A 15380-nucleotide genomic window follows, 5' to 3' on the forward strand; every position below is an offset into this window, starting at 1 on the left:
ACTTTTGCCTCCTACTGGTGATAATAGAATCGCCTTTATCTCACAGGTCCAGGTAGTATAGTAACTTCTGTTCAAGGCCAGGCAGATCTTACATTACAGATTGACACTGACTTTCAATTTAAACATCCAAGTTGGATTAAAAACTTTTAATATTGCAAATAATAAGCTACTTAATTTTGCTACTGATACTTCACCAGCCGCAGGTCTTTACGTTAATGAAGTTATGGATATACAACCTATAGAAATAGTATCAAGTTCGGCGGCCAAAATGCTACTTATGACGTAAGTAATGAATCGCCAAATGCTGCAGAATTTGTGGCTAGCTTCAACCTAGTTCCAGCAAATGATGTAGATGGTCAATTAAGAGTACACGTGGCTTCCGGTAGCCGAGAAATTGCACTTAATGTAGGTAGCGGTAATGGAACAGGAGGGAAAATAAGGCTTAACAAATTTTTAACCGAATGGGATAGGAGCTCCTCTAAATTACACTTCAGCTACAATTACAGGAACCATCTTTGCCCAAACTATTCAGATAGGGAACCAGTATCAGCCTATTAATATAGGAGTAGACACACCGTATGGTGTGGATTGGATACCGGCGCGGGAGGATTAGTACAATTTACGCAGAACTCGTTAGTACGATTTCAGCAAGATATAATTTCTGATATAGATTTTAACGGTACGGCCGCACAAGTAACAATCGCTGATGGTAAGAATGTTGGTGGGGCTACCGGTGGTAATATAGATAATAAATTAGGAGAAGGTGTGAATATATTAAATTTTGTCAGTAATAAATAGTACGGTTATCGGTAATATAGGAGCTACAAATCTGGTTAATATATTAAATGTGCAAGGCAATAATGCCGGTACAGTAAACCTTGCTGCGGGCGGTAATTTAGCGGCAGTAACAAGTATCGGAGGTGTTAACGGCATTGTTAATGTTTTAGGAGTAGTTACGCTTGGACCTGTAACAGGTATTGCGGCTTTGAATCTTAACGGAGCAGGGAATGTTATGATAGTCGGAGCATCTAGTGCAACTACTCTTACCATAAATAATGCAGGTGTGGTAGCTACAGCTGCGGGTGGTTTTACCAGTAATGCTGCGGTCGGAGCAGGCCAACTTACAACAAATACTACGGGTAATGTTACTGTCGGAACAGGAACATATACAGGCAATATTACCGGTAATGCAACTTTTGGCGGGTAACACAACAGTTATTACAGGACAGACTGATTTTAGAGGGGCTGCAGGTACGGTTAACGTTAATGATACCGGTACTTTAGCAGCAGTGATAAGTAGTGCAGCAACTAACAGTAATTTAGTATTTTTAGGAGGCGGTAACGTTACCGGAGTCATAAATAATATTGGAGCAATTACTGTTAATGCAGCAGGTAATAAAACGGTTATCTTGCAAAAAAGTGTATCCGCTACTTCTTTAACACTTGGTAACAATGCTGTGGCGAATTTACAAGACTCGCTTACAACAAGCGGTAACGTGGATTTTACCAATGGCGGTGTTTTAGAGTTTTCGGGAGCAAATCCTGCAGATTATTTACTTAACAGCCAAATCAAAAACGGGAACACAGGAACATTAAACGTTTATACTACCGGTACTACTTTAACGGCTACTGATTCAAGTATAGGTATGGTAAACACAATTAATATCGGGCAGGGAAATGCAGTCGCGGCATTTACGATAGATGTATCTAACAAGGCTTTAACGCTAGGAAGTGCTATTAATTTGAATAATACTAAATCCGTATTTGGTTTAACTACTAGCAAAAATCAACAAGTTACCTTTATGAATAGTGTCGATGGTTTTGCCGGTGGAGGCGGTAGCGTCAATTTAAGTAGTACTTCTAGTACTATACCTAATAACAATGTGTTAACTTTGCAGGGTAATTTGGGTAATGAAACTCTGGCACAAAGGCAAATCTCCTTGCTGTTATAAATGTTAGTGGTAATGTCGGCGTTGTTGGTACTAATGCTACGTTAGGTACAAATGGACTTGATGTGAGTAATACTGCAGTGCTTAATATTGCTGCTGGCGGGGTTTTTGCCGATGCATCACTTACCTCGGCTAAGATTGCCAAAATTAATATCGGTGAGGTTAATGTTGGACCAGCCGTTTATGCCCTTGATGCATTAAACGGTGATTTTCCATTAGATGCACCAGGTGTTACATTCGTGAATCCCGCATCTGTTTTAAAGTTAATGACTACCGTAGCTAGCGGCAAAAACAGTACTATAGAGTTAACAGGTAATATAGAGCCAGTTGTTCCAAATACCGGTGTAGTTGAGATAAATGCAAGAAATGCTAATACCAAGTTAACAATAGATGGTATGGCTAATAAGTATGCTATCGGAACAAAAGCAAATCCGGTGAGTAAAGTACAACTTACAGGGCACGGAATACTGGTAATAACTGCTCTTAATACCCCAAATATCGACGTATCCGTTGCAAAAGTTGCTATAGGATCAAAGTTTGGATCAAATGTTTTTTTCTCCACTCCTTCCGGTCCTATTAATAGTGGGCTTGGGGCTGTAAAGATTGACGGTAATATGAATTTCCAAAATAATGCCGGTACCGTAGCAATATTTGCTAGTGATATAGCAAATAATATAACATCAGCTATTACCGGTAATATAACAAGTACCGGAGGTACTAACGGTACTATAGGTACAGTTGACGGTAACGGAAACTCAACGAATACAATTACGAACCTTGCAATGTTAAAAGTGGGTGTTGACAACAGCACCGTTACGATTAGCGCCGGCGGTAATATGTCAATTGCTGAAATCCAAGGAACCGGCGCGGGTAATAAGTATTTACTCAAGCAACTAATTTAACCGGTGGTATTAACATCACAGGTGGTAAAGCTGTGGATTTAATGTTTACCGGTCCAAGTAGCGTTAGTGGAGCTATAGGTAGCAGTACTTCAAAAGTTGGTGATATAACTATTAGCGGTGATGTATTAAATTGTACCGGAGGTATTAATGCAGGATATGTAATATTAATAAATGGTGGCGACATAAAATTTAAGGGAACAACGAATAGTTTAGATATTTCTGAAGGATCAAGCTTTTCTCCTTTTGCTTTTAAATCCTGAGGATAGAGCATGGTAATTTTTGATGAATTTACTGCTATTACTTATTCCGGTAGTATAGGTACTAAAGGCATGGTCGATATAGTTCAAATAGACGGGGGTGATGTTACAATTCCCGTGAAAACAGGCTCGATTTCATTTACTACTGCTCAGTCTGCAACTTTAAGCCTTAATAATACAAGTATAATAAATGAATCAATTACGACCACAGGTAATAAAATCCATACTCTTGCAATATCAAATGATTTAACAATTGGAGCTAGCAGTAGTGGTTCGGTAGGTTCAGACTCAAATCACCTTAAAACCGTTCAGTTCAACGGTGTAGACAGTAAAATCACAATCGATAGCGAAGATTTTTACTCGAGTATAACAACCAAGACTAATAATCAAGGTACGGCAATATTTAACGCTAATGATGGTTTGACCGATGATTTAGGTGGTGAGAATTTAAACCTTAAACTAGTTCAGTAGTAATAAAGGCACGGTAAAAGGGGATACCTATGCTAAAGATATTACTATTGATGCCGGTAAATCAGTGGTATTTACCGGTTATGACAGTAGAAGTTTAGACATTCCGTCAGCCACGGTCGGCGGTGTTAAAGTGCCAAGAGCAACAACAAAATTTCATTACAAGACAAAAATCGTTTCAGAGCACTTCAAAGGGAGCAGCAGCAACTCTTCAGCGGAATACACTAATGCTGCACTTGTACAAGCACCGATTAACAGCGGTATTCATAAATTCGATGATGATGTATGGTTACAAAAAGTGGTAACAGGCACTAATGCTATTACTTTTGCACCGAAGAAAACCGCTTTTATTATTGCATCGGATTTAGGAGCATATACTATAAGTTGCCGATCAAGCAACAATGATGTTTACCTATGATAATACTAGCGTAAATGTCGGGGGCAATATCTCAGGAAGTAATATAACTTTCGATCTTGGTAATAATAAAGTTACTTATACAGGCTCTGCTACTCCTACCGGTGAGCTATAAATGTCTTCTATGATACTATAAATGCAGGGCAAACAGGCAACGCTAATAGCGGTAATATAGTACTCGCAAGCGGTAGTACCTTTGATTTATCAAATGTTTCTTCAATTAAAGTATTCTTAACTGCACAAAATAATCCGTTTGCTATTGAGCAAGGTAGTGCTTATCCTATCATCACCAAGGCAGGAGGTAATATCATAGTTGGTAATGTTGTAAGCTTACCGTTTAATGTAACCGCTAATGAAGGTGGTTTTGTCAGATGGCAAATTACAGGTAATTCCTTTGTACTTTTAACGATAGAATCAACAGGAGATGTAACAATAGATAATATCATCAAAATTTTAATAAATACTTCTGTTGGTAATGTTATAGTAAATACCCTTGTAGAGCAAAGATGAGAAGTCGTTGAACATCTATTACCTATAATTCAAAGACCTTCAAATGAAATACATAGAATAACTACTCCGCTTATTACCCCAATGGGGTCCTTCCGTCGGTCCGAGTGTTGGAGGTTTTAGCCCTCTACAGCCGCCACCAACTAGCGGTAGTGTAGTTAACAATATATATGTTCCGCCTACCACTCCGGGCGGCTACGACGTAACACCTAGCAATCCGGCAGGATATAATACTCCGATTACTCCGGTTACAGGCACAGGCGGATTTGGTCCTAGAGGACCTGGTACAGGACGTAATATTGGTACAGGCGGCGGTAGCCCATCAGTTGGTACTGGTGGTTTTGGTCCTAACGGTCCTGCTAATGTCGGAGGCAATCCTTACGGTCCGAATGCTTCGGTCGTAACGACTCCCAACTCAAACGTAGGCGCTAACCAGTTATCAACTAGAGGAGGCGGTAGCTTTGGAAGTACTACGGGTTATAGCAGTCCGTCAACAGGTGGCTCAAGCTACAATAGTCCAGTTTTCGGTTCGGATGTATAAAGTCCATCAACGGCTTCTAGTGGTTAGAGTGGTGTCGGTGGCTCAAGTTATAATAGTCCTGCTGCAACCGGTATTGCTCCTGCTAATAGCGGTAACTCTTCAGCACAAGGGAGCAGTTCTAGTTTGAGAGGTAAAACTAAAGGCGGTGTAACCAACAGCGGAAGTAGTCCATACGGTAATAGCTGTAATCCTAAAGCAACAGGTGTTTCTCCCGCTAATAATAGTAACGGCATGGGAAGTAGTTCCGGTAGCGATATGTCTGCTATAGGTAGTAGCCGAGATAATTCTACAGGTACAAGTAGCGGTGGAAGCTCAGGTAGCGGAATAAGTCGTGCTAAAGCGAATGACGGCTTTAATGCTGCACAAGATAATCTAGTATCGGTAATCAAAAAGTAAGGGAGAGAATTAAGGCTCTTGAAGATGAAAATAACAATGCTACGAATCCTACAGCAGAAGATGCCACATCACGTAAGAGAGGTGTAGCTGTTGGAGGTGGTGATTGTGAACTTGATGAAAGTAAAGCTAATAATTCCATTTACGGGGTATGGGCTAGCCTATATTACGGTAAGGCAATACTACTAAGGTCGGAACTAATATGGGCTCTATATACGGTTTATATAGCTTTATAAATAACCTATTTATAGAAGGCGTAACCACCTATGCACGAAGTGATATTAAAACTAATGAACTACGTAATATTATAGGCGGTTATGAAACAGCACACGGTAAATATCATTCAACTTCTTATAGCGGTCAAGTAGTTGGGGGTTATAATTATCTATGGAAAGAAACTTCATTTGCACCGATGGCAGGAATCAGGCTTACTAAGATTAAAGATTCCGGTTATCAGGAATACGGTACTTCTTTCCAAAACCTAACTATTCAGAAACGTCAATATAACATAGGTTGAAGGTATACTCGGCGGTGAAATTAAGACAACCTACTATAAGAATGAATTCATAATTAGACCGCAAATTCATGCCTTTATTAATTACGATTTCAAAGGTAAAACACCGGCAATCGTTGCAGCTCTTAACGGTCTTAATGAGCCTCTCCGGTACTGGCACCTAAACCTACTAAAATGCTATATGATTTAGGGGCAGGTGCAGTAATTAAGAAGGGTAGAATGGAGTACGGAGTGCATTACAGTCTGAACTTAGCTAAAAAATACCATGCCCAGTCTGGTACGCTAAGATTTAAAGTAAACTTCTAAAAACCCGCATCAATTAAGAATAAGGATTTTAAAATCCTTATTCTTAATTACACACCGAATAGCGGATTACTATATAATCAGCTGTTTGCATAAAATTAAATAATAAGTTGAATTTATACAAGGATTATCATATTAATATTTGTAATTATTTTTCGGGAACTGCGATAGTTTTTATGGTAATTGCATGTAGTTTTTTATTTAATATTTCAGACAGGGCGTTTTTTACTAATTTATGTTGATTAATTAAAGAAAGTCCATTAAATTGAACATCTGATATTTCTAAGGCATAATGGTCTTGATCTCCTACTAAATCAGTAATTTTCACTGTACTGTTCGGAAATGATTCTTTAAGTATTTTTTCTAACTCTTCTACGGATATTGCCATTATTTTATCAATATTAATTTAAGTATTAATTAAAGTTTTTTTGCTTAAAGTAAAGCTTTATATGAATTTTTATTATAGAATTTTAAACATTCATTGATAAAATCGACTCTTATGCATATAATAATTAATATTATTATATCATTCTATTAATTATTATGAAAAAAGAAACTGAAGAATTAAAATTATTTATCTTAGAATGTTTAAGTGAGAAAAAAGCAGAAGATATTGAGGTAATTGATTTAACAGGAAAACATAAATTAGCCGATTATATTATATTTGCTAGCGGTCGTTCGACTAAAAATGTTGGAGCAATTGCTGAATATGTAGCTTTAGAATTAAAAAATAATGCTGGTATAAATAGTAATATTGAGGGGCTTGGTAAATCAGAATGGGTACTAATAGATGCAGGTACTATTTTAATTAATATTTTTTATCCTGAAGTACGGGAGCATTTTAAGTTAGAAGAAATTTGGAAAAGATGAACGATCATATTCTTATTAACGTTATAATTTTACTCGGTACTGCGGTTTTTATCGTGGCTATACTTAAGCGTCTTAGATTAAGTCCGGTACTTGGTTACTTAATTGCCGGAGCTGCAATAGGTGATCACGGTTTAAAAATCGTAACATATGACCAAACTAAGTTACTAGGTGAACTTGGTGTAGTATTTCTATTATTTGCGATAGGACTTGAGTTATCCTTCGAGCGATTAAAAGCTATGAGACGATATGTATTTGGTCTCGGTAGTTTGCAAGTTTTAACAACCGCTATAGTAATTGCTGGTGCAATGGTGCTTATAGACGGCAATAGTAGTGCGGCTATTATTACCGGCGGTGGTCTGGCCCTTTCATCTACGGCACTTGTTATGCAGGTTATTGAGGAAAATCGTAGTCAATCAACGCAAATAGGAAGAGTTTCTTTAGCTATTCTGTTACTACAAGATTTGGCCGTAGTGCCATTGCTTGTGATAGTTCCGTTACTTGCCGGTAACAATAAAGCCTCGCTTGCAGCGGCTCTTGGTATTGCACTCTTAAAAGCCGTAACGGCCTTACTTACAATATTTATTGTCGGTCGTGTTTTTCTTCGTCCTGTATTTTCATTCATTTCATCAGAAAGTAATAATGCAAGCGAGTTACCTATTTCGATGACTTTGTTAATAGTACTTTCTGCTGCTTGGGCTACCGAAACATTTGGTTTATCTTTAGCTCTAGGAGCATTTGTTGCTGGAGTATTAGTTGCAGAAACTGAATTTAGATTGCAGGCAGAGGAAAGTATTTATCCTTTCAAAAGTTTATTTTTAGGATTGTTTTTCATGACCGTGGGTATGAATATCGATGCCCTAGAAATGTATGAAAAAATATCTCATATTCTTACTTTATCTATTGCTTTAATAGGTATAAAAACCTTAATCATAACGGCTTTTTGTATTTTATTCGGTTTTAATAAAGGAGTTGCTTTTTATTCAGGCTTATTATTATCGCAAGGCGGAGAGTTTGGTTTTATATTATTCAGTTTAGGTAAAGATAGTGGAGTATTAGAAGAAAGTACTGCCGATATATTATTACTCGTAGTTACTTTTACTATGGCACTTACTCCATTACTTGCAGCTTTAGGGCAAAAGATTGCTGAGAAAGTTGATAAAGGACTTGGTAAAACTCCGACTCAAATGATTGAGCTTGGGGCAAGAGATTTAACAAACCATATTATTATTGCCGGACTCGGTAATACCGGTAAAATGGTAGCAAGAGTTTTGGAAGCGGAAGGTATAAGTTACGTAATACTTGATTTAGATGATGATAGAGTAAAAGAAGCGCTATCAAACGGTTTGCCGGTTTTTAAAGGTGATGTATCGCAAGCCGATACTCTAAAGGCATTAGGTACGGAACGAGCATTCGCTATAATACTTACTATGAATAATCAAGTAACTATCAAGAAATCGCTTAAAACAATTAGTGGTAATTATCAGGATATACCGGTTGTCGTGAAGTTAAAAAATTTAAAAAATGCTAGAGAGTTTTATGATTTAGGTGCCACAACTATTATTCCAGAAAGTTATGAGACTGGATTACAAATAGGTGGAACAGTCCTAAAAAATATAGGTATTAGTGAGCAGGAAATTAATAGAATAAAAGTACAATTTAGGCTTGGTAATTATATAATAGCAAAAAAAGAGGATGCTTTATCTGAAGCGGAAGATAATGATTAAAATTCTTATTACTTTAATTATTGTAATATTATCAACAACAATTAATGCCGATAATAAAAAATTGCCTATTCCGAGATTTGTTTCAATAAAATCTAATGAAGTAAATGCAAGGAGCGGACCAACTACTAAATCTGCCGTAGAATGGATTTTTGTTAAAAAAGGCGAACCGGTAGAAATAACTGCAGAGTACAAGCAATGGCGGCAAGTACGTGATATTAACGGCGAAGGTGGTTGGATACATTCAAGCGTTTTATCAGGTAAAAGATCAGTAGTTATTACTTCTGATAAGGAAATAGCACTTACCAAATCCGCAGACCCTAAAAGCCGAGTTATAGCAAAATTAATGCCAAAAGTTCGTTGTAGTTTAAAAAAATGTAAAGAACAATTCTGCCAAATTACATGTAAGGATTACACAGGTTGGATTTCCAAGAAAGTAATTTGGGGAGTGTATGATGATAATGATAGGTATTAATAGGCTTCTTGCATAACCTCCTTCTAAAATTTGTACGTCAATCCGGTACTTGCATCCTCACGTACTTTTATGTACGCTGCAGTGCTGTGTTCCGTGTTTCCTTCAAGTTCCTCTTTATAAGATAGGTGATGCAAGAAGCCTAGTACCGATAATAAATTGTAAAAGTAATTTACTGTCTGAAGTTAATTTGCTATGTATAAAAACTTACCAAAGATATAATTATTTATCCAAAGATATTTAGACGGTACAAATGATGTCGCATTTAAAAAACTATTTAGCGATAAAGTAAAATTAATAAATTTATTGAACTCTCTTCTTAGGTTATCGTAAGGAGATAGAATCATAGATTTAAGCTATATAACTACTGAACAGTTACCTGTATTTCTTGAAGGGCAAAGAAGTTTGTTCGATATAAAAGTTAAAGATGAAACCGGTAGATGGTATATAATCGAGATGCAGCGTAAAATGGAGAAAGATTATCTTAATAGAACGCAGTTTTACGGTTGTTATACCTACGTTAGTCAAATTAAGAAGGGTATGAAACATAAGGATTTATTGCCGGTAGTAATAATTTCTATCATAGGAGCAAAAGCTTTGCCTGATGAATTGCCGTATATTAGTTATCATCATATAAAAGAAAGCAATACCCATAAATAATATTTGTTTTCATTAACTTATGTATTTATTGAACTAGGGAAGTTTAAAAAAATGATCTTAAAGATGATACCGATGAATGGTTGTATTTATTAAAATATGCTTCGCAAGAACAAGAACCGCTAAAAGAGATTAAAAATGAAATTGTGTTATCGGTATATGCAAGTTTAGAGCAATATAAATGGATAGAACAAGAGCATGATGATTATTTTAGAGGTGAGAAATGGCTATATAACAAGAAATAGACAAATTTGAAGAAAAGTTTAATGCCGGGATGGAGAAGGGCATAGAAAAAGAGAAAATTGAAACTGCAAAAGAAATGCTAATAGAGAATGAACCTATAGAGCAAATAGCACGATATACTAAGCTTACAATAGAAGAAATAAAAAAGCTAAAAGCAGAAAAATATAAAGTATAGATATTTAAATGAAAACCACCTTACCCGAACGTTCTCTTAAAATTAGAGCAAGGCTTAATTTTATAGTGCAGCAGATTTTAGATATTGCAGAGGAAAAATCGCTATGATTATCTTGTATGGCTCTTTTGCTAGAGGCGATTGGGTACATGATCTACCTTACGGCTATCATAGCGATACTGATATTTTGATAATTCTGAAAAAAGGTAAATATACAGGATACACTGCTTTAAGATTAAAAGATAATATAAATATATAAGATTAGAAAACACAGGAATAATAAACCCTAAGCAAATTATTCCGTATGATTCAAGAATATCGATAATTCTAGAGTCAATAGAGGAAATAAGTAGGGAGTTAGAAAAGGGACGTTATTTTTATACCGATATAAAAAAAGAAGGTATTCTTTTATATGATAGTGGTGAATTTATAATTAGCGAGGCTAAAGATTTATCTTGGAGCGATTGGTAGAGGTAAAGGTTTTTTAAAAGGGGCAACTACTTATGATTTGGAGTATGCTTTTTATCAGCCTTTACCCTTCATCAAGCTACGGAAAGTCTTTACAGTACTATTTTATTAGTTTCCTCAAACTACAAACCTAAATTACATAATTTACAAGAACTAGGTAGCATGGCAGGAAATTATGACAATGAATTATGGAGTGTATTTCTTCAATTAACCGAAGAACAAAAAAAGTGTTTTGAGCTTCTTGAAAAAGCTTATGTTGATGCAAGATATGATAAAAACTATAAAATTACTAAAGAACAGCTGCTTTGTCTTATTGAAAGAATAGAAAAATTAAAAGAAATCACCGCAAGAATCTGCACAGCAAGAATTAATCCGTAAGGATTGAGTGTCATTCCTAACTCAGCATTACCTGCGTGGATACCGAGTCGTCATTGCGAGCGACTGCAAGGAGCGTAGCAATCTAGCAAAAATAATAAAAATCTAAATAGTAGCATTTTTAACTGGATTGCTTCGTCAAAACTTGCAGTTTTTCCTCGCAATGACGGGGCTTTTAAAGATATCTATAGTTATTGAGCAATGCCCATCAAGGTTTTAGTTTAAAGATTGATATAAATATAGTATAATATAAAACTTTAGTATATTCGATGAACTGCAAAAATTGGCTGAGTCGTTCTACAAGAGCTTCGGTGCTCGCGTATTACGTTATACGCAGCTCATCTTGCCTTATGAACTCCTCGCTCTTTTTGAATTTGATCTTCGTATACTAGGCTTTTAGTTTAAAGATATATATATAAAATTATGAGTAAGAAGCTTTATATTAAGACCTACGGATGTCAGATGAATGTTTATGATTCCGTTAAGATGCAGGATTTGCTTTATCCCTTTGGCTATGAACCTACTGAAAATATTGAAGAAGCAGATGTTATTATTCTAAATACTTGTCATATCAGAGAGAAAGCAGCTGAGAAAACTTATTCTGAACTCGGTCGTATTAAGAAACTACAAGATACCAGAACAAAACAAGGTTTAAGTTCTGCAATAATAGTTGTAGCCGGTTGTGTTGCACAGGCGGAAGGGGAGGAGATTTTTACAAGAACTCCTTATGTTGATATTGTTGTCGGTCCGCAATCTTATTATAACCTACCGGAATTAATCTCAAAAGTCGTTAGACACGAAAAGCACTTAATCGATCTTGATTTTGTTGAAGAAGCAAAATTTGATCAGCTACCTGAGCAATTATATCCGCAAGGAACAAGTGCCTTTATATCGGTACAGGAAGGGTGCGATAAATTTTGTACTTTCTGCGTAGTACCTTATACTAGAGGTGCTGAATTTTCAAGAAATGTAGAGCAGGTTTACAGAGAAGCACTAAAAGTAGTTAGTAGCGGTGCTAAAGAAATTATGTTACTTGGACAAAATGTCAATGCATATCACGGTAAAGGTCCTGCAGATAAAATATTTAGTCTAGCCGATTTACTCAAACATCTAGCACAAATTCCCAATTTAGAGAGATTACGTTATACCACCTCACACCCGATAGATATGAATGATGATCTAATAAAGCTGTATGGCACCGAACCTAAATTAATGCCGTTTCTACATCTACCGGTGCAGTCAGGTTCAAATAAAATATTAAAAGCCATGAACCGCAAACATGATCGGGAATATTATTTTGATATAATTAATCGCTTAAGAGAAGCAAGGCCCGATATAGTTTTATCCTCTGATTTTATTGTCGGGTTTCCCGGTGAAACAGATGAAGATTTTGAGGATACGTTAGATTTGGTCCGTAGAGTAAAATACGGTCAGTGTTATTCGTTTAAATATAGTCCACGTCCCGGCACACCTGGTGCAGCTAGAACTGACCAAATACCTGAACATATAAAATCAGAGAGATTAACTATATTACAACAAGAACTCATGGCTCAGCAACTAGCTTTTAATACAAGTTGTGTTGGTAGTTCTATGAAAGTTCTATTTGATCGCAATGGTAAATTCGACGACCAGATAATAGGTAAAACTCCATACATGCAGTCCGTATATATCCAAAACCCTAATAAATCTTTACTTGGTAAAATCATTGATGTAAAAATTACTAAGGCTTCACTTAATAGTTTAACCGGCGAAATATTATAAGTCATGTATAAATCTCTTCTTTTTTGTTTAAAAATTTTTGTCTTCCTTATTTTAGTAGGTTGCGGGATTACTGCTTATATAATATACCACTATTCACGTGATTTGCCTGATTACTCACAGCTTGCACGTTATTATCCACCGTCGGTAACGCGTATTTATTCCCGTGACGGCAAATTAATGGAGGAGTACGCTTTTGAACGTCGTGTATTTGTACCGATTAATAGCGTACCGAGTTCGCTAATAGAAAGTTTTATTGCAGCTGAGGATAAGAATTTCTATAACCATCCCGGCGTTGATTTGTTCGGAATAGTTAGAGCGGCATTTTTAAACATATCTAATTATTTACATCATAGGCGTATGGAAGGAGCGTCTACCATTACTCAGCAAGTGGTTAAAAATTTTCTGCTAACTAACGAAGTTTCTCTTGAACGTAAGATTAAAGAAGCGATTCTTTCTTATATGATTTCAAGAGTATTTACTAAGGATCAAATTTTAGAATTATATCTTAATCAAACATTTTTTGGTCGTGGTGCATACGGTGTTGTGGTAGCTGCACAAAATTATTTTAATAAATCCGTAGAGGAACTTACTATTGCAGAATCAGCTTTTATTGCGGCACTGCCTAAAGCCCCTTCCGAACTTAATCCTGAGAGAAACTATGCTAGAGTAAAAGCTCGTCGTGATTACGTAATAGCACGTATGTTTGAAGATGGTTATATAACAAGAGACGCTGCGAAAGAAGCTATGGATAGCCCGATAGTTTTACGTAAACGAGCTAAGGAAGAAACTGTTACGGCAGATTATTATGCTGCACAGGTCAGAGAAGAAGTAATTAGGATGTTAAATAGTAAGGAAGAATTTTATACTGGAGGTCTTACTATCATTACTTCTTTAGATGCAAAGATGCAGCAATTAGCTGAAAACTCTCTAAGAAAAGGTCTAAGGGAGTTTGATAGAAGGCGTGGTTTTAGAAAGCCTATAGCTAATATTTCTCTTGATAATTGGCAAGGAGAGCTACAAAAACTACCGACTCCTCCATCGCTTTTAGAGTATAAATTAGCTGTAGTTCTAGATGTAGCCGATAATCATGTAGAAATTGGACTTATAGACGGCAGCAAATCTAAGATGCCTATTGCTGAAATGAAATGGGCAAGAAGTAATCTTAAATCAGTTAAGACCTTGCTTAAAAAAGGTGATGTGATAGTGGTTGAGGCTATAAAAGAGGGGTATGCTCTTCGTCAGATTCCTGAAGTAAACGGTGCTATTATGGTTATGAACCCAAATACCGGACAGGTACTTGCAAGCGTCGGCGGTTATGATTTTTCCACAAGTAAATTTGATAGAGTAACTCAAGCACTGCGTCAACCCGGTTCTTTGAGTAAAACCTTTGTTTATTTAGCAGCTCTTGAAAACGGTGTTAAGCCGAATCAGATTTTTAATGATGGACCTATTGAGATTTCGCAAGGTCCAGGGATGCCTAGTTGGCGTCCTAAAAATTATGAGGGTAAGTTTTTAGGTGAAATCACTATGCGTGCTGGTCTTGAAAAATCTCGTAATCTTATAACCGTAAGAGTTGCAACTGCCGTAGGACTTACAAAAATCGTTGATATAATTAAGCGTTTCGGTATTAATAATGAACCAAAAAAAGTTTACTCTATGGTACTTGGTTCAATTGAAACCACACTTAGCAGAATGACTAATGCTTATGCAATTATTGCTAACGGCGGTAAAAAAGTTGAGCCTCATTTTGTAGAATTAATTAAAGATCGTAATGGTAAAATTATTTATAGGCGAGATGATAGAGAATGTCTTGCTTGTAATGTTTCGGATAGTAATTTAGATACCGCAATATTAGAAATACCGAAAGAATATATCTATAGAGTTACGGATGAAGCTAGTGATTATCAAATTACTTCGTTTTTAACCGGAGCAATAGATAGAGGTACCGGTTATGCTGCGAAGAAGTTAGGGAAAATTATCGGCGGCAAAACCGGTACTAGTAACGATAGTAAAGATACATGGTTTGTAGGTTTTACACCCAAAATAGTAGTCGGCAGTTATGTGGGTTATGATACACCGAAAGAGCTTGGAAAAAGAGCAACAGGCTCAAACGTAGTATTACCGATTTTTATTGATTTTATGAGTAATGCTTATAAGGATAAGCCATCGCTGCCTTTCAAAGTTCCAGATTCAATTAAGCTAATCGCCGTAGATAGAGCAACTGGTAAAATTACACCAAGCGGTACTGTTATAGAAGCATTTAAAGTAAATAATGTTCAGATGCTTGAGAATGAAGATATGATTGATAATCAAGATAATAATGATATTTTTGATTATGTACCGAGTAAGGAAGATCAATCGCAGGAAATTTACTAAACTGTATAATTAGTTT

22 protein-coding genes and 2 pseudogenes are annotated in these 15380 nt (G+C 36.2%); 21 read left to right on the plus strand and 3 right to left on the minus strand.

The genetic code is table 11. The annotated features are described in order from the left end of the window. Positions 1–100 precede the first annotated feature (100 nt). From TENJIKU01_RS09645 to TENJIKU01_RS10210, 9 genes are all read left to right on the plus strand, one after another. On the plus strand, positions 101–286 hold the full coding sequence (locus TENJIKU01_RS09645) for a hypothetical protein (protein ID WP_227779939.1): 186 nt from the start codon (positions 101–103) through the stop codon (positions 284–286). A gap of 302 nt (positions 287–588) precedes the next feature. Further along, positions 589–798 (plus strand): hypothetical protein, encoded by a 210-nt coding sequence (locus TENJIKU01_RS03665; RefSeq protein WP_064429249.1) that lies wholly within the window; start codon positions 589–591, stop codon positions 796–798. Further along, positions 782–1207 (plus strand): hypothetical protein, encoded by a 426-nt coding sequence (locus tag TENJIKU01_RS03670; protein ID WP_064429250.1) that lies wholly within the window; start codon positions 782–784, stop codon positions 1205–1207. Before TENJIKU01_RS03665 ends, TENJIKU01_RS03670 begins: the two co-directional genes overlap by 17 nt. Next, a complete protein-coding gene (locus TENJIKU01_RS09650; protein WP_227779940.1) occupies positions 1143–1952 on the plus strand; it encodes a hypothetical protein in 810 nt (269 codons plus the stop codon). The genes TENJIKU01_RS03670 and TENJIKU01_RS09650 overlap by 65 nt, the downstream gene beginning before the upstream one ends. A 62-nt stretch (positions 1953–2014) precedes the next feature. Continuing rightward, a complete protein-coding gene (locus tag TENJIKU01_RS09655; RefSeq protein WP_227779942.1) occupies positions 2015–2851 on the plus strand; it encodes a hypothetical protein in 837 nt (278 codons plus the stop codon). A 41-nt stretch (positions 2852–2892) separates the two neighbouring features. Further along, positions 2893–3111, plus strand: a complete 219-nt coding sequence (locus TENJIKU01_RS07525) for a hypothetical protein (RefSeq protein ID WP_227779963.1) — start codon at positions 2893–2895, stop codon at positions 3109–3111. Positions 3112–3120: 9 nt separating this feature from the next. Next, positions 3121–3579 (plus strand): hypothetical protein, encoded by a 459-nt coding sequence (locus TENJIKU01_RS03695; protein ID WP_172795035.1) that lies wholly within the window; start codon positions 3121–3123, stop codon positions 3577–3579. A gap of 64 nt (positions 3580–3643) precedes the next feature. Then, positions 3644–3994, plus strand: coding sequence for a hypothetical protein (locus TENJIKU01_RS03700; RefSeq protein WP_227779944.1), 351 nt, complete (start codon positions 3644–3646; stop codon positions 3992–3994). Continuing rightward, positions 3978–4106: a hypothetical protein gene (locus TENJIKU01_RS10210; protein WP_255374199.1), complete on the plus strand. Its 129-nt coding sequence runs from the start codon at positions 3978–3980 to the stop codon at positions 4104–4106. The genes TENJIKU01_RS03700 and TENJIKU01_RS10210 overlap by 17 nt, the downstream gene beginning before the upstream one ends. A 587-nt stretch (positions 4107–4693) precedes the next feature. Here the strand turns inward: TENJIKU01_RS10210 and TENJIKU01_RS03710 are convergent. Continuing rightward, positions 4694–4873, minus strand: coding sequence for a hypothetical protein (locus tag TENJIKU01_RS03710; RefSeq protein WP_064429252.1), 180 nt, complete (start codon positions 4871–4873; stop codon positions 4694–4696). A 289-nt stretch (positions 4874–5162) separates the two neighbouring features. On the opposite strand from TENJIKU01_RS03710, the gene TENJIKU01_RS08910 reads away from it, so the two are divergent. Next, complete coding sequence (locus TENJIKU01_RS08910; RefSeq protein ID WP_172795036.1) at positions 5163–5435, plus strand: hypothetical protein; 273 nt, start codon at positions 5163–5165, stop codon at positions 5433–5435. 193 nt (positions 5436–5628) lie between these two features. Beyond that, positions 5629–5949 (plus strand): annotated as a pseudogene (locus TENJIKU01_RS09660) (autotransporter outer membrane beta-barrel domain-containing protein); the annotation flags it as partial. A gap of 448 nt (positions 5950–6397) precedes the next feature. Here the strand turns inward: TENJIKU01_RS09660 and TENJIKU01_RS03725 are convergent. After that, a complete protein-coding gene (locus tag TENJIKU01_RS03725) occupies positions 6398–6637 on the minus strand; it encodes a BolA/IbaG family iron-sulfur metabolism protein (RefSeq protein ID WP_064429254.1) in 240 nt (79 codons plus the stop codon). A gap of 155 nt (positions 6638–6792) precedes the next feature. Here TENJIKU01_RS03725 and rsfS point away from each other — a divergent pair, with 155 nt between their 5' ends. The 3 genes from rsfS to TENJIKU01_RS03740 are packed head-to-tail and all read left to right on the plus strand — an operon-like array spanning position 6793 to position 9315. Continuing rightward, positions 6793–7119: a ribosome silencing factor gene (gene rsfS / locus TENJIKU01_RS03730; RefSeq protein ID WP_004997291.1), complete on the plus strand. Its 327-nt coding sequence runs from the start codon at positions 6793–6795 to the stop codon at positions 7117–7119. Continuing rightward, positions 7116–8843 carry a monovalent cation:proton antiporter-2 (CPA2) family protein gene (locus TENJIKU01_RS03735; protein WP_064429255.1) on the plus strand — a complete coding sequence of 576 codons (1728 nt, stop codon included), beginning with the start codon at positions 7116–7118 and terminating at the stop codon, positions 8841–8843. The genes rsfS and TENJIKU01_RS03735 overlap by 4 nt, the downstream gene beginning before the upstream one ends. Further along, positions 8836–9315 (plus strand): SH3 domain-containing protein, encoded by a 480-nt coding sequence (locus TENJIKU01_RS03740; protein WP_064429256.1) that lies wholly within the window; start codon positions 8836–8838, stop codon positions 9313–9315. Before TENJIKU01_RS03735 ends, TENJIKU01_RS03740 begins: the two co-directional genes overlap by 8 nt. Before the next feature lie 29 nt (positions 9316–9344). On the opposite strand, the pseudogene TENJIKU01_RS09665 reads toward TENJIKU01_RS03740, so the two are convergent. Next, positions 9345–9449 (minus strand): annotated as a pseudogene (locus tag TENJIKU01_RS09665) (palindromic element RPE1 domain-containing protein); the annotation flags it as partial. 223 nt (positions 9450–9672) lie between these two features. On the opposite strand from TENJIKU01_RS09665, the gene TENJIKU01_RS09670 reads away from it, so the two are divergent. From TENJIKU01_RS09670 to TENJIKU01_RS03765, 7 genes are all read left to right on the plus strand, one after another. Then, positions 9673–9972, plus strand: a complete 300-nt coding sequence (locus tag TENJIKU01_RS09670; RefSeq protein WP_255374204.1) for an Rpn family recombination-promoting nuclease/putative transposase — start codon at positions 9673–9675, stop codon at positions 9970–9972. 80 nt (positions 9973–10052) lie between these two features. Continuing rightward, positions 10053–10214, plus strand: coding sequence for a hypothetical protein (locus TENJIKU01_RS09675; RefSeq protein ID WP_227779947.1), 162 nt, complete (start codon positions 10053–10055; stop codon positions 10212–10214). A 29-nt stretch (positions 10215–10243) separates the two neighbouring features. Further along, positions 10244–10387 carry a hypothetical protein gene (locus TENJIKU01_RS09680; RefSeq protein ID WP_227779949.1) on the plus strand — a complete coding sequence of 48 codons (144 nt, stop codon included), beginning with the start codon at positions 10244–10246 and terminating at the stop codon, positions 10385–10387. Positions 10388–10490: 103 nt separating this feature from the next. Continuing rightward, positions 10491–10643, plus strand: coding sequence for a hypothetical protein (locus tag TENJIKU01_RS09175; protein ID WP_172795039.1), 153 nt, complete (start codon positions 10491–10493; stop codon positions 10641–10643). A 311-nt stretch (positions 10644–10954) separates the two neighbouring features. After that, positions 10955–11230: a HEPN domain-containing protein gene (locus TENJIKU01_RS08450; protein WP_153019868.1), complete on the plus strand. Its 276-nt coding sequence runs from the start codon at positions 10955–10957 to the stop codon at positions 11228–11230. Between the two features lie 420 nt (positions 11231–11650). Then, on the plus strand, positions 11651–12988 hold the full coding sequence (gene miaB, locus TENJIKU01_RS03760; protein ID WP_064429257.1) for a tRNA (N6-isopentenyl adenosine(37)-C2)-methylthiotransferase MiaB: 1338 nt from the start codon (positions 11651–11653) through the stop codon (positions 12986–12988). Between the two features lie 3 nt (positions 12989–12991). After that, positions 12992–15364 carry a penicillin-binding protein 1A gene (locus tag TENJIKU01_RS03765; protein ID WP_064429258.1) on the plus strand — a complete coding sequence of 791 codons (2373 nt, stop codon included), beginning with the start codon at positions 12992–12994 and terminating at the stop codon, positions 15362–15364. Positions 15365–15380 lie beyond the last annotated feature (16 nt).

Origin of the sequence: Rickettsia sp. Tenjiku01 (genome assembly GCF_001653015.1) — a bacterium.
Taxonomy (GTDB): domain Bacteria; phylum Pseudomonadota; class Alphaproteobacteria; order Rickettsiales; family Rickettsiaceae; genus Rickettsia; species Rickettsia rickettsii.